The 16198-nt window shown below is 62.4% G+C and carries 17 protein-coding genes, 1 other RNA gene and 1 pseudogene; 7 read left to right on the top strand and 12 right to left on the bottom strand.

Going from position 1 to position 16198, the window contains the following annotated elements:
- Positions 1-133 precede the first annotated feature (133 nt).
- From recQ to ON44_RS47810, 7 genes are all read left to right on the top strand, one after another.
- The gene (recQ, locus tag ON44_RS25325) at positions 134-2056 is read left to right on the top strand and encodes a DNA helicase RecQ (protein WP_373283204.1); all 1923 of its coding nucleotides are present in this window, start codon (positions 134-136) and stop codon (positions 2054-2056) included.
- Positions 2053-3120: a metallophosphoesterase gene (locus tag ON44_RS25320; RefSeq protein ID WP_040694432.1), complete on the top strand. Its 1068-nt coding sequence runs from the start codon at positions 2053-2055 to the stop codon at positions 3118-3120. The genes recQ and ON44_RS25320 overlap by 4 nt, the downstream gene beginning before the upstream one ends.
- 53 nt (positions 3121-3173) lie before the next feature.
- Entirely contained in the window at positions 3174-3419 is a 246-nt protein-coding gene (locus ON44_RS25315; protein ID WP_040694427.1) for a WLR motif membrane protein, read from the top strand.
- A gap of 51 nt (positions 3420-3470) precedes the next feature.
- Positions 3471-3944: an SsrA-binding protein SmpB gene (gene smpB, locus ON44_RS25310; RefSeq protein ID WP_040694424.1), complete on the top strand. Its 474-nt coding sequence runs from the start codon at positions 3471-3473 to the stop codon at positions 3942-3944.
- Entirely contained in the window at positions 3941-4804 is an 864-nt protein-coding gene (locus tag ON44_RS25305) for an EamA family transporter (protein ID WP_174415134.1), read from the top strand. Before smpB ends, ON44_RS25305 begins: the two co-directional genes overlap by 4 nt.
- A gap of 260 nt (positions 4805-5064) precedes the next feature.
- Positions 5065-5436, top strand: a transfer-messenger RNA (tmRNA) gene (ssrA, locus tag ON44_RS47815).
- Positions 5437-5542: 106 nt separating this feature from the next.
- Positions 5543-5893, top strand: a complete 351-nt coding sequence (locus ON44_RS47810) for a hypothetical protein (RefSeq protein ID WP_157187319.1) — start codon at positions 5543-5545, stop codon at positions 5891-5893.
- Between the two features lie 183 nt (positions 5894-6076).
- Here ON44_RS47810 and ON44_RS54105 read toward each other — a convergent pair.
- The 12 genes and pseudogenes from ON44_RS54105 to ON44_RS50480 all read right to left on the bottom strand — a co-directional run.
- Positions 6077-7120: pseudogene (locus tag ON44_RS54105) on the bottom strand (recombinase family protein); the annotation flags it as partial.
- Positions 7080-8645 carry a site-specific integrase gene (locus ON44_RS25295; RefSeq protein ID WP_051182430.1) on the bottom strand — a complete coding sequence of 522 codons (1566 nt, stop codon included), beginning with the start codon at positions 8643-8645 and terminating at the stop codon, positions 7080-7082. The pseudogene ON44_RS54105 and the gene ON44_RS25295, both read right to left, overlap by 41 nt.
- The gene (locus ON44_RS48600; protein WP_040694421.1) at positions 8642-8923 is read right to left on the bottom strand and encodes a helix-turn-helix domain-containing protein; all 282 of its coding nucleotides are present in this window, start codon (positions 8921-8923) and stop codon (positions 8642-8644) included. Before ON44_RS48600 ends, ON44_RS25295 begins: the two co-directional genes overlap by 4 nt.
- A gap of 155 nt (positions 8924-9078) precedes the next feature.
- Complete coding sequence (locus tag ON44_RS25285) at positions 9079-9504, bottom strand: recombinase family protein (RefSeq protein WP_040694417.1); 426 nt, start codon at positions 9502-9504, stop codon at positions 9079-9081.
- Positions 9501-10052 (bottom strand): ImmA/IrrE family metallo-endopeptidase, encoded by a 552-nt coding sequence (locus tag ON44_RS25280; RefSeq protein ID WP_040694416.1) that lies wholly within the window; start codon positions 10050-10052, stop codon positions 9501-9503. Before ON44_RS25280 ends, ON44_RS25285 begins: the two co-directional genes overlap by 4 nt.
- A 259-nt stretch (positions 10053-10311) precedes the next feature.
- Entirely contained in the window at positions 10312-10719 is a 408-nt protein-coding gene (locus tag ON44_RS25275; RefSeq protein WP_040694414.1) for a helix-turn-helix domain-containing protein, read from the bottom strand.
- Between the two features lie 104 nt (positions 10720-10823).
- Positions 10824-11483 (bottom strand): antirestriction protein ArdA, encoded by a 660-nt coding sequence (locus tag ON44_RS47090; protein ID WP_157187318.1) that lies wholly within the window; start codon positions 11481-11483, stop codon positions 10824-10826.
- Positions 11484-11590: 107 nt separating this feature from the next.
- Positions 11591-12022, bottom strand: coding sequence for a hypothetical protein (locus tag ON44_RS51685; protein ID WP_051182428.1), 432 nt, complete (start codon positions 12020-12022; stop codon positions 11591-11593).
- Positions 12023-12108: 86 nt separating this feature from the next.
- On the bottom strand, positions 12109-12741 hold the full coding sequence (locus tag ON44_RS25260; protein ID WP_051182427.1) for an MT-A70 family methyltransferase: 633 nt from the start codon (positions 12739-12741) through the stop codon (positions 12109-12111).
- Entirely contained in the window at positions 12738-13739 is a 1002-nt protein-coding gene (locus ON44_RS25255) for a replication-relaxation family protein (RefSeq protein WP_245567323.1), read from the bottom strand. The genes ON44_RS25260 and ON44_RS25255 overlap by 4 nt, the downstream gene beginning before the upstream one ends.
- Positions 13736-15922: a type IV secretory system conjugative DNA transfer family protein gene (locus ON44_RS25250; protein WP_040694411.1), complete on the bottom strand. Its 2187-nt coding sequence runs from the start codon at positions 15920-15922 to the stop codon at positions 13736-13738. The genes ON44_RS25255 and ON44_RS25250 overlap by 4 nt, the downstream gene beginning before the upstream one ends.
- A complete protein-coding gene (locus tag ON44_RS50480; RefSeq protein WP_040694410.1) occupies positions 15912-16157 on the bottom strand; it encodes a hypothetical protein in 246 nt (81 codons plus the stop codon). The genes ON44_RS25250 and ON44_RS50480 overlap by 11 nt, the downstream gene beginning before the upstream one ends.
- Between the last annotated feature and the right edge of the window lie 41 nt (positions 16158-16198).

Genomic DNA, 16198 nt, shown 5'->3' with positions numbered 1-16198 from the left:
CCGTCGGTGTGCGTCGACGCCGCTGTCCGGCGATCGGAATTGGTTGTCCACATGTGGACAACTCGGCCTGTCACCTGGGATCCGCGCCGATGTAGGGGTTCCGATGTCCGACGGCGCTCGTAGGATGGGCCGCGTGGAATCCCCCGATGCTTTCGCGGCTGGCCCTTTCGAGCGACCTGCAAGCAGTCGCTACGGGAGAATGACCGACGGTGCCCCGGTCGCCGAATCCGGTGCGGCACAAGAGGTTCTACGCAGGGTATTCGGCTACGACAGCTTCCGCGGTGATCAGCGGGAGATCGTCGAGCACCTGGTCGGCGGCGGAGACGCGCTGGTGCTCATGCCGACGGGCGGCGGTAAGTCGCTGTGCTATCAGGTGCCCGCACTGGTGCGTCCCGGCGTCGGCGTGGTGGTGTCACCGCTGATCGCCTTGATGCAGGATCAGGTGGACGCGCTCAGCGCGCTCGGCGTGCGCGCCGGATTCCTGAACTCGACGCAGTTCCCGGACGAGCGGCGGATGGTCGAGGCGCAGTTCGTCGCGGGGGAATTGGATCTGCTGTATCTCGCGCCCGAGCGGCTGCGCCTGGAGTCGACCGCCGCCCTGCTGGATCGCGGCAAGGTGGCGCTGTTCGCCATCGACGAGGCGCATTGCGTATCCCAGTGGGGCCATGACTTCCGACCCGACTATTTGGGCCTGTCGATGCTGCACGAGCGCTGGCCCGATGTGCCGCGGATCGCGCTCACCGCGACCGCGACGGCGAAGACCCGCGACGAGATCATCGAGCGCCTCGACCTCGGCGCGGCTCGCCGTTTCGTCGCCAGCTTCGACCGGCCCAATATCCAGTACCGGATCGAACCCAAGAACCGGCCGGATCGGCAGCTGCTGGACTTCATAAAGACCGAGCACGCCGGAGACGCCGGCATCGTCTACTGCCTGTCGCGCAACTCGGTGGAGAAGACCGCGGCCTTCCTCACCGAGAACGGCGTCGAGGCGGTTCCGTATCACGCGGGCCTGGACTCGCGCACCCGCGCGACCAACCAGGCGCGGTTCCTGCGCGAGGACGGCCTTGTCGTGGTCGCGACGATCGCCTTCGGTATGGGCATCGATAAGCCCGACGTGCGCTTCGTCGCCCATCTCGATCTGCCCAAGTCCGTTGAGGGCTACTACCAGGAGACCGGTCGAGCGGGCCGCGACGGGCTGCCGTCGACCGCGTGGATGGTCTACGGACTCGCCGATGTGGTGCAGCAGCGCAAGATGATCGACTCCTCCGACGGCGACGCCGCCCACCGGAGGCAACTGCAGCTGCATCTGGACGCGATGCTCGCGCTGTGTGAAACGGTGTCCTGCAGGCGAACTCAGCTACTGGCCTACTTCGGACAGTCCGGGCAGTCGTGCGGCAATTGCGACACCTGCCTGATCGCGCCGGAAACCTGGGACGGCACCGTCCCCGCGCAAAAGGTGCTCTCCACCGTGCTGCGGTTGAAACGTGAACGCGGTCAGAGCTTCGGCGCGGGCCATATCGTCGATATCCTGCTCGGCAAATCGAATCCCAAAATGCTGCAACATGATCATCACGAGCTGAAGGTCTTCGGCATCGGCACCGATCTGCGCGATGTCGAATGGCGCGGTGTCATAAGGCAATTGCTCGCACAGGGACTACTCGCTGTGCACGGCGACTACGGCGTGCTGATCCTCACCGAGGCCAGCAACGAGGTGCTGTTCGACGGCCGGGAAGTGCTATTGCGCCGTGAACCGGAGCGTGCGGTCAAACCAGCGAGGACACCCAAGGCGGCGAAGGGCAAATCCCCGGCTGCCGACCTGTCTTCCACAGACGTGCCACTGTTCGAGAAGCTGCGTGAATGGCGGGCCACGACGGCCAAGGAGCAGGGCGTGCCCGCCTACGTCGTCTTCCACGACGCGACGCTGCGGGAGATCGCCGCACGCAAGCCGACGAGCCTGTCCGAACTCGGGACGGTCGGCGGTGTCGGTGAGAACAAACTGGCCAAGTACGGCGAAGGAGTACTCGCCGTCCTGGCCGGAGAAGTGAGCAACGCATGATCGGGCGGCGCGGGTTTCTGGCGGGTGCGGCCACCGCAGCGGCAGGTGTATCGCTGGTCGGTCTATCGCCCGCCGATGCGGTTCCGGTCGCGAGCGGTATCACCAAATTCGACTTCCCGACCGACCACAACGTGCGGGTGCTCGTCACCGGTGATGCGGGTACCGGTACCCGCACCCAGTGGGCCGTCGCCGACGCAATGCGGGATTACCATCGCCGCCAACCGTTTTCGCTCGCTCTCGGCCTCGGTGACAATATCTACGAGAGCGGTCCGAACAGCGCCGTTGATGCCCAGTTCGCGGACAAATTCGAAAACCCCAATGCGGGACTGGATTTCCCGTGGCTCATGGTGCTCGGCAATCACGACAACAGCTCGGTCCTCGGTGGCGACGGTGGCTGGCTGTTGCGCGGCAACAGCGAGGTCGAGTACCACGCGAATTCGCCGCGCTGGTGGATGCCGAGCCGGTACTACTCGGTGCGGATACCCGAGCAGCAGCCGGTGGTCGAATTCTTTGTGCTGGATGTCAATCCGCTCGCCGCCTACATCCCGCCGATCCTCGACCCGTACTGGGCGGTCGACGGCCAGTTCATGAACGAGCAGCGCGCCTGGCTCGACCGCGCCATCGCCGAATCACCCGCAGAGTGGAAGATCGCCTGCACCCACCAGCCGTATGTGAACAACGGTCCGCACGGTGACGCTGGTCGCTACGAGGGGCTTTCGGTAGCACCGATCAACGGCATCCACGCGAAGCAGTTCTTCGAGGACCATGTCGTCGGAAAATGCCACTTCATCCTCTCCGGGCACGATCATTCGCTGCAGGTGCTCGAGCCGACTGCGGGGTCGAAGGGCACACGCCAGCTCGTCTCCGGCGCGGCTGCCAAAACCGTAGCGGCGGAACCGAAGCTGAATCCCGGCGGCTCCGGCAACGCCGCCCTCTTCGAGAACTATCACGAGCTCGGCTTCATGGTGATGGACCTCACCGCGAGCACCGTCGACCTCACGGTGGTCACCGTCGATCTCGCGAGCGGTGGTGCCAGCGCGGCGTTCGCGCGCCGACTTGCCTGAATCGCAATGAAATTGCCCGGCGTCGAACCGGTTCGGCGGCTACCGTGCACGATATGGCATCCGGTGATGGCCCCACCGACGACGGGTCCGACCTCGGCGGCTCGCCGTCCACGGACCCTGGCGATCCGCCGCCGTATCGGCGCGGCACCCACGACCCCGCGGTGGAATCCGTCTGGCTGCGCCACCGTCCGCCGCCACCGCCGCGTCCACGCGGCCTACCACGCATGACCACGGTCTTGCTGGTCGCGGCCTTCATCGCGGTACTGCTGCTGTATCTCGCGGTCCGGCCGTCTGGCTAGCGCAACAGGCGCGGAATAATTCGATTGCCGAGTCACTTAGAGTTGACCGTTATGAAGGAACAGGGGCGCAAGGTCATCGCGACCAACCGCCGGGCGCGGCACAACTACACGATCTTGGACACTTACGAGGCCGGGATCGCGCTGGTCGGTACCGAGGTCAAGAGTCTGCGCGAGGGTAAGGCCTCGCTGGTGGACGCCTTCGCGACCGTCGACAACGGCGAGGTGTGGCTGCGGGGTCTGCACATTCCCGAGTTCAGCCACGGAACCTGGACCAACCACTCCCCGCGCCGGGTGCGCAAGTTACTGCTGCACAAGCGCGAGATCGAGCGGCTCGTCGGCAAGTCACGTGAGGGCAACCAGACGTTGGTGCCGCTGTCGATGTACTTCTCCGATGGCAAGGTCAAGGTCGAGCTCGCGCTCGCCAAGGGTAAGCAGGACTACGACAAGCGACAGGATCTGGCCAAGCGCACCGCTGAGCGCGAGGTCACCCGGGAACTGGGGCGGCGGATCAAGGGCATGCGCTGACCGCCGTTCTGTTGGCGCTGGTGGCCGCGGTTGGTTACGGCGTCAGTGATTTCTTCGGTGGGGTGGCGTCGCGGCGGGTGACCGCACTGCGAGTCGTGATCGTCTCCTACCCGATGTCGACGCTGTTCGTCCTCGTGCTGCTACCGCTGATCGGCGGAACCCCGGACACCGCGTCGATGCTGTGGGGGCTGGCGGCCGGTGTGGCGAGCGGGTTCGCGGTGTGGTGGTTCTATGCGGCGCTGGCCAGCGGCCCGATGGCGGTAGTGTCCCCGTTGACCGCTTTATTGGTCGCTGGAATTCCGGTGCTGGTCGGTCTGGGGATCGGCGAGCGCCCCGGTCCACTTGCCATCGCCGGCATCGTGTTCGCACTCGGTGCGGTCTACCTGGTGAGCCGGGAATCGCCGGATGACGTCACCGAGGAGATCACCGGCGGCCGTGAGCTGCGCTTCACGAGGAAAGTTGCGCTGCTCACCATCGGCTCGGGTGCTGCCTTCGGACTTGCCTTCGTCTTCCTGCACGAAACCCACGCGAGTGCCGGGGTCTGGCCGCTGCTGGCCCAGCGCGGTGCGGCGAGTCCAATGGTCTGGTTGATCGCTCTATCGGCTCGGGAGTTCCGTCCGCTGTACGGTGAACCGCTGCGGTTGGCGGCCTATATCGCGGTGCTCGACACCATCGCGAATGCCGCATTGCTGTACGCCTTCCATGGTTCGCTGCTATCGCTGGTCAGCGTGATCGGCTCGCTGTATCCGGCCGCGACCGTCCTGCTGGCGATGGTGCTGCTCGGGGAACGGGTCGGTCACCAGCAGCAGGTCGGGATGGTGTTGGCATTGGCGTCGGTCGGATTGATCGCGGCGGCCTGATCACCGCCTGCCCTCGCCAGGCGCACCGATCAACGGCCGTCTGACCAAGGTCGAGGCGAACTCGTGGTGGAGCATTCCGCTGCCGATGTGACCACAGCGCCCCCTTGATCTTGGTCCGGCCCGGGCAACAGCGATGGGCTGGCTTCGGTCCGACTGCATACGTGCAGGTCGTGAGGGTGATTCGCGCCGCATGGATAATGGAATGAACGCGGCATGGCCGAGTGTTAAAGTAACTAGCCCGACAAGGCGTCGGGACGTACGGGGCTGAACGGTTTCGACTGCGTACGTAGATTTAGGGGAAGCGTGTCGGTGCAGGCAAGAGACCACCGTAAGCGTCGCTGCAACCAATTAAGCGCCGATTCCAATCAGCGCGAGTACGCCCTCGCTGCCTAAGTAGCAGGTCGTCTCTGTCAGTCCGGGTTCGTCCCTCGACCCGGGTACTGGCATCAGCTAGAGGGAATTACCGTCCGGCTCGGTCGCGGAGTCGGACGGGACATTCAACAGCGACTGGGATCGTCATCCGAGCTTGTTCGCGAGACCCGGAGATCCAAGTAGAGACCTAGCGAACTGCACACGGAGAAGCCCTGAAGACGCGGCGGAGGACCCGGGTTCGATTCCCGGCAGCTCCACAAGGGTGGTCTTACTCGAACCGGGGTCCTTAGGGACACCGGAGAGGGTAGGACCACCTTTCGCGTTTCTGGACCTTCTACTTGGGCGGGGCGATCGGGTTAGCCCCTGGTGGAAAGTTCGTCTAGTCCCGCCAACTTCGTGGAGGCCAGCGAAAGGCTCGTTGAGCTGGTCAGCCTTCACACCGTCAATGTCCAGGTAGAAGCACTGGTAGAACGTCTGGTTGAGGTGGCGCCGGACCACATCACTTCCGTTCTCGTACAACTCCTGCGGATCGCTGAGCAGATCCAGTGCGTTCACCAATACCTCGACACCGACCGCCAATTCCGCGTGTGTGGCGGTCAGCCGGGTTTCGATGCTGGTGCGCTCGTTCTGGATCTTGCGGAGCCTGGCCTTGATCTTCGGTTGCGGCATGGCGTTGTCGATAGCGAGATCGAGCAGTCGTTCTTCTTTGGCGTCTAGCTCTTTGAGCTGCTTCTTCAGTCTGTTGTGCATCTCTCGCAAGCCGGACTGCTCCTCAGCCAGTGCCGTTTCCAGCACCTCGCGAACCTGTATGACGAATCCGCAGGGGAGTTGCAAGGTGCTGTAGTGGTCGAGGATGGCCTGTTCGACCTGTCCAGCCGGGAGATAGGGCAGATCGCACTGGCCGTCTTGCCGTCCCCGACACAGGAAATAGCTGTACCGGCTGCCGTTGTGGCTCTTGGCCTCGGTGTAGATCACGCGGGATGTGCGTCCAGCGCCGTGGCACCGATCACAGAAAAGGTCACCCTTCAGGTAGTGCTGCAAAACCCGATCACGTTGGCCCAGACGACTGCGCATATCCATGACGTCTTGTACGCGGTCGAACAGCTCCTGGGTGACGATCGGCTCATGTCTGCCGGGGTAAAGCTCGCCCTCATACTCGATCCAGCCGGCGTAGTACGGGTCCTGCAGCATCTGATGGAGACGCTTGAAGGACACTGGCCGTTCCGGCCATTTGCCGATTGGTCGTGCAGTCAGCCCCAGGTCGGTCATGGTCGCTTCGAGTAGTTCCAGCCCGTACCTGCCAGTGGCATACAGTTCAAATGCTTTGCACACCAGTGGTGCTCGTCGTTCGTCCTGCGCGACGGTGTTGATGAGCTTGCCCTCGTATTCAACTCGAACGTTGAGATACCCGATACGAGCGATGCCGAGGGTGCCCCCGTTGACGGCCTTGGTGCGCATCTTTTCCTGGATGTCCAAGCCTTGCAGCGTGTTCATCAGGTGGTTCATCACATCGAGCATGCCTTCCATAGCAACGGCATGCGGACCTTCGCCGAAGTCCTCCTTGGCGCTGACCAGACGAACACCCATCTTGTTGAGTTGGGCTTCGATGATCGCTGCGTCGAATCGGTTGCGAAACGCGCGGGAACGCATATAGACGATGACGTAGCGGACTTCGGGGTGCTCGGCCAGGTACTTGAGGAGCTCCCGGAACACAGGACGTTTGTCGATGGTCTTGGCCGAGTAGCCGGGCTCGATGAACTCCGTGGCCACTTCCACGCCCATGGCGTCGGCTTTGGCATTCCCCTGGTCGCGCTGGGTGGCGATAGACAAACCGTCGGGGTCGATGTCGATAGCAGTGTCGAGTTGCTTCTTGGTCGAGACGCGTAGCAGCAGTACGGCTTTGTCACTGGTATGACTCCTGCGCGGGAGGGTTCTGCGGGCCATCGGATGCCTCCATATGTGGTGGGGTGGGATTCGGGATAACAATGGGGGTGAGGACAGCGGGTTGGGAGATCCATTCCGAGAACACCAGCGTTCCAACGGTCTGGTGGGAATCGACCATTTTGACGGCAGAGTTGACGGCAACGCAGCCGAATTTCCACGTACGCGTACGTGTTCGTAGAGCGTTGTTTATAGAGGTCAGGCGATCTTGTAAGGTGGCCTCGATCGGTCTCATAAGCCTAAGGTCACTGGTTCGAAACCAGTCGCTGCTACCAAAGAAAGCGCCTACCCCATCAGGGGTGGGCGTTTCCTTTTGTGGAGTTTTCGTGTGGGTGCGGGTGCTCGGATGTGCGGTTTGACGGTAGTTTTGACGGCTACGCACGCTCATGTCCAAGGGCAGGAACAAACGTTCTTCGAGCTTTTGGAGCGCGTTTCTTTTGCTGGTGATGTCGACGTGCTGGTATACGCCGGTGGTTCGGATGTCGCCGTGGCCGAGAATCGCCTGTGCGTCACGAGGGTGGACATCGAGTATCTTCTGGGCTGTGGCGTTGCTGTGCCGCATTCCGTGGAGGGTGATGAGGTGTAGACCGTGTTGTTCACAGATCCGCGTAAATGACCGTGCGACATTGCGAGCTTCGAGCGGTCGGCCGCTACGGGTGGTGAAGGCTAGTTCCTTCTCGTCGCCGGGGCCATGCCAGTTCTCACCTGCTGCGATTCGGGCTAATTCTTGATGCTCGCGTTGGTGCAGGAGCGCTTCGCGTGCCCGTGTTAGCAGCGGTTCGTCTCGTTCGCTGGATTCGGTCTTGAGTTCGACCTGTCGTAGTTCGCCGTCGATCCGTTGGACTTGCTGACGGATGCGGAGCACGTCGTGGTCGAAATCTATGTCACGCCAGCGGATGCCCAGCACCTCACCGATACGCAGGCCGTAGAGCGCGAGAAGTACGAAAATCGGGTACAGCGGGTCGTCACGGGCCGCATCGAGAAACGCGATTGTCTGATCGGGTTGCCAGTGCTTCGCCTCTTTCGACTTGTATCGCGGGAGCTCGACCAAGCGCGCCGGATTTCGGATGATCACTTCTTGTCGCATCGCGAAAGTGAGTGCGGCACTGAGGGCTTTACGTGTTTGATGCATCGTGGCGACCGTTCGCCCCTCGGCCAGAAGATTGTCCAGAAACTCTTGCACTGTTCGGACGGTGAGGCTGTTGAGCCGATGGTTCCCGAGGAAGGGGGTGATATGAAGGCGTACGACTGTCTCGTGCCGTTGTCTAGTGAGTGGTCGACGCTTTTCGTGTTCGAGCCAGAAGTCCAGATATTCACCCACCTTCCAGACCCGGTCAGGAGGCAGGATGCCTTGCCGGGCTTCCTCCATGACGCGCATGAGTTTCGTATGCGCTTCGGCGCGGGTTTTGCCGTAGACCCGTTTGCGACGGACTTTGCCGCCAACGGTGCCGAGATAGGCGGCACCTTCCCAACGGCCGTCCTTGCGCTTGTAGACGCTGCCTTCACCGTTGGTGTTGCGCCCGGTCATGACCGACCTCCGACGACGGTCAACTCATCGACGAAGCGCTGCACCTCGGTGAGCGGCACGAACCGTCGACGTCCGATCTTGACCGTTGCCAGTTCCCGATTGTTGATCAGCTGGTAGAGGCCCCATCGGCTCAGTCGCAGCCGCGCGCAGGCTTCGGGGATTGTCAGCAAATCCGGTGTACGGCCGACCGAGGAAGCAGGCTGGGTAGGCAGGTTGGCAATCTGGGTGCGTAGCGCGTCGGCGTTGGGAGTGTCGCCGTCGGCGAGGGCGATTGCCACGGTGCCGAGCGTGCGGAGAATTGTTCGGGTCTCGGAAGAAAGGTCTGCGCGCAGTCCCGAAGTCCCATGGTGGGTTGTTGATAATGAATTGGTTTGGTGCATGTGCGCCTCCTTTCTTGTCCTGTTGGGGTCGAATATCCTTGTGCCGCCTTTGTTTACGTGGTGCCTCTGGCCCCATCAGGCTGATCGTGCTCGCTCAACATCACGCCGACGGCAAGCTCGCTGAATCGCCGGTGCAAGTGAGCGGAATGGCCGATCTGACGTGAGAACCGCTGCGGCCCTGGGAAGATAGCGAACCTGACCTCTGGGTGCTGCTGTAGGTAGGCCAGCATGCGCCGTAGTGATGGGCGGCGGCGCAGGCTGGTCGCGGGTGCGCCGATCTCAACGAATTCCTTGATGATGCCGAGCCCGTGCTGGTGTGCGAGTCGGTGACCTGCTTCGCGCTGGACCAGGATCTTGATTGGTTCACTGCCCGCGGCCGTGCCTTCCGGCCGCGTGGCCGTGGACAGAAACAGCACCGCAGGGGTGAAGGGCGCTACCGGTTCGTGGCCGGTTGCCGAACTGGTCGCGAGCCGGTTCATGCAGGGCTCCTGTCGGCCATCAGCAGACGGAGGCCGGGTTTCGGATGAACCCGCAGCCGTAGGTCGTTGAGGCGCTCTTGGGCGATGTCCTCGGTGACGCCGAATCTGTCGGCGAGATCGGCGGTGTCGGTAACGCCGGAGTTAACGGCCTCAATGAGTTGGTCGTCGGGCATGAGTAGATAGCGGGCGAAATAGTATGCAGCGCATGAGGCTTCACAGGTGGCTGACATAGTGTGGCTGCCCTGGTAGAGCACGTCGGTGTGCGTGTAGTCGAGGATGTATTTGAATTCGTGGGCCACCGCGAACAGTTGGCTCTTCCAGTGGTCGTCCCAGTTGACCTGGATGACCCATTGTTTTGCTCGGGTGTCCCAGAAGCTAGCACCGCGAAGTCGTTGTCCCACTACGTAGTCGATGCGCACCTTGTGCATCCGGGTGATGGCCATCAGGATGCCGGAATTACTGCGCTGGGCATGCTCGATCAGCAGATCGGCTTGCTCACGGGCCAGTTGGAGGCTGCGACTGAACTTCACGGGCTGGCGAGGGGTCATGCTCCGTAGCTGGGTGAGGTTGAGTTTCGGTCGTCGCGTCGCATAGGGATGGCGTTCAGCGACGCTGAGCCGAGTTGAGGTAGGTGGTAAAAACATGTTCAAGGTTCTCCTTCGGATGGTTTGTCGTCTTGTCGTTTTGGTTCCTTTCGTTTTGGCATGTTTGCGGGTCATTCCATGTGGTGGGTAAATACGGGTGTGGTGGCTGTTCCTTCCTGATCTTTGTTAGTGCTCGGTGAGGAATTAATAGATCCTTCGGGTATTATGCGGCTCGTTGATGGTTGCTATAGGTAAATTCGTGTGAGCTGTTCAGAATGAGACCATGTCGTTTGGCAATTAAGTCGACGGCGTCGTAGATCTCGTGGGCGGCAGCAGACGGTACGTCGTGGTAGGTGATGTGGATGTCGGGCTTGCTGGGCCGTGCTTTCGCTGTGGTCATGCCGCCTGCCAGTGCGAATAGGTCATCGGGTGCGATATCCAGGGCTTCGGCGAGCGCTCGCAGGCAATGTAAGGTGGGATGGGCGAAGACCCCTTGCTCGATGCGGGTGACGGTGGATGGATTCAGTCCTGCGCGGAGCGCCAAAGCATTTCTGCTCATGCCCATTTTGATGCGTCGTGATGCGATGAATTGTGCGAGCTCTCCGGCTTTGCCTGCGCGCACTGCGGTCATTTGCACTTCTCCCGTTTATATTCATTTTAAAGAATAACTCTTTATTTGCGCAAAAGCAATTACTTTTGATAATTATCCCGATTAAGTACATTTCCGGACTGCTGCTACGCCGATTCGTTAAACACCCACACCCCGCCGTCGTCGGCGGTGAACACCACGATGTCGTCTTGGGCGAGCAGCCCTTGTCCGATCCCGTCGTAGTCGATGCAGTCGAAGTCTCGTATCGACGCTGGCAGCAGCGGTTTGAGCGCGTCGTCAAGGCGCAATGGCGCCAGGAGCTCTCGTGCGTAGGCTTCGGGTGATTCGTAGTGCCCCTGGTAGGCGCGTTCGAACTGGTCCAGTCGACGTAGGTCGTCCTCGTGGGCACTGGCGTACGCGGCATAGGCAGGACCGTGCTCGGCAATCCCTTGCGCCACCTGCGCCAGCAACTCGATACTGTCGACCCCCTCCAGCCCGATCGCTCCGGTCGTGACCTCGAACGCACCGAAGCCGTGGTAATCCCAGATGTACAGCCGGTCGGCTTCGTAGGTTTCGTCGTCGCCGAAGACGGCGAACATCTCGGCGTGTATGTCTTCCGGGCTGCGGGCCATGTCCAGCCAGGTCCCGGTAGTGAGCTCTGCCCGCAGGGGGAGTCCGCTGGTGACGTAGATACGCGGATTCGATCTAGGTTCGTGCTCCTGGTTGGCTTCCATATCGCCCGGTGTCGAGCGAGTCTCAGGCGAGTATGCACTATGCGAATTATGTTGTGGGAATTGTTCATTCATGATCACCTCCTTCGGGTTATGGTTGAGAGTTGGCCGGTCGGATAGCGAAGAGGATTGTTCCTCGATTCGCTATCCGCCGGCCGTATCGCCGGGATGCTGAGCTTGGCTCAGCTGTCCGGCTGCCCTTCGCCTTCCATCTGCTGCCCACCACGGCGGCCTCGACCTCGGCGATTGCCTTGTGGCGGTTCGCCTGCCGTGGCCCCTACTTCGTCGGCCTCGACCTCGGCTTCGGTGGCCTCGGACTCGGATACCTCCTCCTGTTCGGGCGGAGGTGGCGGCGTGGCGGTGAACAGGTTGGCGATGGCGTCCTGGCGTGCCTTGGCTTCGGCTTCGATGGCCGCGCGGGCGGCGTCGGCCTTGGCCATCAGCTCGGAATCTTGCTTGGCGGCTTCGATGTAGGCATCGACAGCTTTGAAGCATTCAGCCTTGAGGCTGGTGCCGCGTAGTTCGGCGATCCAGGTGAGCTGGGCATGCCGGGCCGTGTCGATACGGATGGCAAGGGTGACTTCCTTGCCGCCGTATCCTTCGGGTGTGGACATTGCTCCTCCTCGGTGCGAGCGGCCGGCAAACGTTGATACGCTTACGATTACGGCCGCACGACACCGACGAGTCGGTGGTACAGGAACTATGCGGCCGTCTCGGTAGGACGGGCGCGATGGTGCTTGTCGGGGTTGCGCGCCCGCTCCTGAGCAGATGGCACCGGGTAGCCCGGAATCTCGATGTCAGAGTCGATCTCATTGCCCCAGACGTCCCAGCCAGGCTGCCGCCTGCGGGCGAACAATTCGAGATACGGTCCCGGACTGACCCGCTCGATAATTCCGAACTGCTCTTCCGGCTTGTGGCTGTGCTCCTGGACCGGGGCGATAAACCAGGTGGGTTGTGCCCGGAAGTTGACCGGCGCATGACCCCTGGTGCCGAACAAGACGTGCTCGGTCATATTGCGTAGATAGTGGCCGAGCTGGAGGCGCGGCTTTACCCAGGTAAGCGGGGAGCGGTAGGTGAATCCCCAGGCGTCCATGACGTCGTAGCCGTGGCGCAGGGTGGCGTTGGTGACCCACAGCCACAGGTGGGCGTCGGCCTCGGCCAGGTCGGCGATCGGCATGGCTTTGATCTGGTCGACGGTCATCAGGTCGTAGTGCTGCGAGGCACCGCGGTGGCCGCGCTGCAGCACGTCCCACGGTGGATCGGCCAAGATCGTACGGTAGCGCTTACCTGTGTGTAGGGGCGCGATCGGTCGAATAGCGTTGGTCTTTTTCATGATTCACCTCCTTTCTGCATTACTTGGATGAGTTCGCCCGGTGCGATGACCTGGAACAGGTCATCTGGCAGGGCGCGGTCCTTGGTGATGGCGTCGCGCAATGCTTGGCATCGCCGTTCGGCCTTGGCCTCGGTATCGGCGCTCATGCTCCAGATGACGCGTGGGAACGCCCCGGCGCTGTGTTCCTGTTCGATACCTTGCCGACGGTAAGACTCGTACTCGCGGCACTTCTTGATCAACGTCGGAATGCTCTCGGTGCCCATGTCGATCTCGATGAATGCGGCGTCGACGTAGTCGCTGCCTGGCGGCGTGGCGGTTTCGGCATACAGGTCGGGCTTCAGCGTCAGTTGCGCCCCACCGATGCCGACATAGGCTCGCCACGTGGTTGGCTCGATGTCGCAGCGCAGCAGTTCCAACTGCCCAAGGCGGTCGGCCTCGACAAGCGCCACATGAGCCGCCGCGACGCCAAGCTGGTGGTCGAGGAAGCGCTGCGTTGGCTCCCGGAACGGCCTCCGGGTCTGGCGGTTTGACTCCTGGCGAAGTAGCCGGTCGCCGACCTCGTCGACGTAGTGAACGGTGGCGTTGCTGCCTGCCCGGTGGCCGCCGATCCGTTGCTTCAGATTGGCCAGGACGCGATCCCGGCGCAGCCGCGCCAAGACTCGTTGCGCGGTCCGTAGTCCGCTCGCGGGCGGCATATCACCGAAGTGGAGTGCATGGATCTGATGCACGGTCAGATAGCGGTGTTCGGATACGGATCGCAGGATGGACCAGTCCCGCTCACTGAGCTGTTTGGCCAGCTTGCCCAGGTCGCGGACAGGCTTCCGCTTGGCGGGTGTGGTGCCCGATAGGGCACCATCATTCGGCTTCCGCAACGAAGGAAAAGGTGGGGTCAGAGGTAGTTTTGTGGTTGATGCGGCACGAATAGCGGGACGAATACTGTCAACTGACGTCATTCCTCCGTCGCTTCCGCTCCTCCCGCGCGATTTTTCCGTTGTCATGCCTGCCTCCTTCTGCGACGCCCACCAGCCGTGCTGTCTACGCCGCCATTGACCTGATCGAGCAATTCGGCGAACCCGGCTTCGATCTCGTCCAGCGGCTGGCCGTAGCGCTCCCGCGACAGGCGCCGGATCTCATCCGGGTCGCTCGTTTCGGCTGGGGGCGGCAAGGTGGTGCCGGAGGCCCACGGCTGCACCGAGTTATCCCGCATCAGGCTGGCGTAGATGTGGTGGGCGGGCAGCGCCCCGAAGTCCTCGGGCGCGATCATCGTCTGCCCCGCCGCCATGTCCTTGGCATCGCCAGACTGGAGCTGGAAGGTGATGCGCGAGCGAGCGTTGTTTCGGAAGGCATCAAGCATCGCGGGCGGCAACTGCTTCTGGTATTGATGCGCCAGGTGGAAGCCAGCCCGGAGACTACGCGCGGTGGCCAGTGCATCCCCGAGGTCGGTCGGCAGGCGCAAGTAGTCCTGCACCTCGTCGATGTAGACGTGCACCGGAATCCGGGTCTCCTCGGGCGTCCCGGCGCGTTCACGGATGCCCTGCCAGAGTTCGGCCAGAATGATGGCCCCAAGCAAAGTCGCTGCCTCCGGCCCAATAACGCCCTTCTGGAGCGGCACCAACAGCACCTTGTGTTCCTTGAGCACCTGCCGAATGTTGAACTTCGGATTGCGCTGCGCCAGAACCGCTCTCAGCTGTTTGGTCAGCAGCGGACGCAACTTGTTCGAGAGCGGCGCGATCTTCGTGTCGACCGCTTCCGGCGACAGCGAGTCGAACCAGGCCCAGAACGGCCCGGCCGCGAACGGATCATCCCGGATGACCCGCTGGGTCAGCGACCGCCGGAATCCTGGATTGGTCAGGAGCAGCGGCAACATCGTCAAGGAGGCATCGTCGCGTTTGGCCAGCACCTCCAAGGCATTGCGGAGAATGTCAGCCGAGCGCGGACCGAGGTCCCCATGGATGGCATGGATCGTGCCGAACAACGAATCCGCGATGACTTCTGGCGTCCGACCAGCGCTGTGCGCCAGCGGGTTGATGCCGACCGGTGCTTCATCGAGCGGATCGAACACCACGATGTCGCCTTTACGGTGTTCAGGGATACGCGAAAGGATGTCCGCTACAAGATCTTTCGGCTCGATTACGACGATCGGGCGCCCGGCTTCGAGGTCTTGGACGATCAGGTTGAGGAGCAGCGTCGACTTCCCGGTGCCGTTCGGCCCGATCACCCAGGTGTGGCGCATGCCGTCGAGCACGTCGTAGCCGATGGTGCCGCTGACGCCCGGCGCGTTGGCTTCGGCGATGACGCGTTCACCGGACAGTAGCGCTGGGGTTGGCCGCACTGGCTTCGGATGCAGCGGCGGTTGTCCGGGAAAGCGTTCATCGTGGTCACTGACTGGCCAGGCCAGCAGGTGACTCAGTTCCGGCACGCTGAGCGGTTGAGCCGGGGTCAAGATCGACCATGTTGCCTTCGGCCCGTTGACATTCCCGGCCTTCTCGTTCGCCAACTTCAGATGCACGCCCGCCGTCTCCACCGTCCCAATAGCCGCCGCAAGTCCGAGTAGCAGGGATTTGCGGCGGTCCGCGGTGCTGGCCTCGACGCCGATGCGGATGACCGAGCTGAAGCCGTGCTGGCCGAGCTTGCGGGCGATGGCCTGCTTGGCATTTGGCCGCTTATCCGGCAGCACCCCGTGCCATACCTTTGAGGCCACCGACTGATGACCATCGGCAGAGGGGAGTGTCGGCAGCATCGGCTGACGGCGCGGCCCGAGTACCACCTGGATCACTAGGCGCTCACCAGCATTCACGGCGGTAAGGGCGCTCAAAATGGAACGGCTCGATGCCACCCGATCCACCGGTTCCAGTGGCCAGTCCGTGGTGGTCAGCTTCAACCGGCGAGCGGTGACGATGTCGCCGCGTTCATTCGGGTCGAACGGCGTCACCACCGATCCGCTCACCATCTGCTCTACGGACCGGCGGATACCATGGGCGTGCCGAAGCTGGCTGCCGACAAGGTATTCCACGCCATCGACGGTTGAGCGGGCTTCGAGGATGAGCTGGGGTGCGTGTTTCTGTGCGGCCCAGTGGCGGAGCAGCGACGTTGCTGCTCCTTCACGAAACGGGCTGGGCCAGAAGAGGAGTTGCCAGACGAGAGAATCCGCGGTCAGATCTGGAATCGGATCATCGGTCATCGCGGCTGGCCTCCTCATCACGAGCGGTGGGTTTGTTCTGCTGGGTGGGTTGCGCGGCAGCGGACTTCTCGGCCTCGGCCTCGGCGAGCGCCATCGCAATCACCGCTCGGCTGAGTTTGTACAGATCCGGCGGCGTGCGCTTTTCGCTGCGCATGGTGATCCGATGCTCCGCCTTGTTCGGCTGGTTACGACCTTTCGTCGCCCGTCTGGGGTTGTAGCGTCCTGTTTTTGACATAGCTCTCCTCCTCGATGAATTACGTTTGGTATCAATGAATT

The organism is Nocardia vinacea NBRC 16497, assembly GCF_000308835.1.
GTDB lineage: Bacteria > Actinomycetota > Actinomycetes > Mycobacteriales > Mycobacteriaceae > Nocardia > Nocardia vinacea.
Note: the sequence above shows the minus strand (reverse complement) of the source record. Positions and strands in the feature narration are given on the sequence as shown.

What these genes read in the sequence shown, in the direction of transcription:
- ON44_RS25320 (WP_040694432.1), top strand. Translation starts at nt 2,053, where the DNA reads ATGATCGGGCGGCGCGGGTTTCTGGCGGGTGCGGCCACCGCAGCGGCA.
- ON44_RS25315 (WP_040694427.1), top strand. Translation starts at nt 3,174, where the DNA reads ATGGCATCCGGTGATGGCCCCACCGACGACGGGTCCGACCTCGGCGGC.
- smpB (WP_040694424.1), top strand. Translation starts at nt 3,471, where the DNA reads ATGAAGGAACAGGGGCGCAAGGTCATCGCGACCAACCGCCGGGCGCGG.
- ON44_RS25295 (WP_051182430.1), bottom strand. Translation starts at nt 8,645, where the DNA reads ATGACCGGGCGCAACACCAACGGTGAAGGCAGCGTCTACAAGCGCAAG.
- ON44_RS25285 (WP_040694417.1), bottom strand. Translation starts at nt 9,504, where the DNA reads ATGAACCGGCTCGCGACCAGTTCGGCAACCGGCCACGAACCGGTAGCG.
- ON44_RS25280 (WP_040694416.1), bottom strand. Translation starts at nt 10,052, where the DNA reads ATGACCCCTCGCCAGCCCGTGAAGTTCAGTCGCAGCCTCCAACTGGCC.
- ON44_RS25275 (WP_040694414.1), bottom strand. Translation starts at nt 10,719, where the DNA reads ATGACCGCAGTGCGCGCAGGCAAAGCCGGAGAGCTCGCACAATTCATC.
- ON44_RS47090 (WP_157187318.1), bottom strand. Translation starts at nt 11,483, where the DNA reads ATGAATGAACAATTCCCACAACATAATTCGCATAGTGCATACTCGCCT.
- ON44_RS51685 (WP_051182428.1), bottom strand. Translation starts at nt 12,022, where the DNA reads ATGTCCACACCCGAAGGATACGGCGGCAAGGAAGTCACCCTTGCCATC.
- ON44_RS25260 (WP_051182427.1), bottom strand. Translation starts at nt 12,741, where the DNA reads ATGAAAAAGACCAACGCTATTCGACCGATCGCGCCCCTACACACAGGT.
- ON44_RS25255 (WP_245567323.1), bottom strand. Translation starts at nt 13,739, where the DNA reads ATGACAACGGAAAAATCGCGCGGGAGGAGCGGAAGCGACGGAGGAATG.
- ON44_RS25250 (WP_040694411.1), bottom strand. Translation starts at nt 15,922, where the DNA reads ATGACCGATGATCCGATTCCAGATCTGACCGCGGATTCTCTCGTCTGG.
- ON44_RS50480 (WP_040694410.1), bottom strand. Translation starts at nt 16,157, where the DNA reads ATGTCAAAAACAGGACGCTACAACCCCAGACGGGCGACGAAAGGTCGT.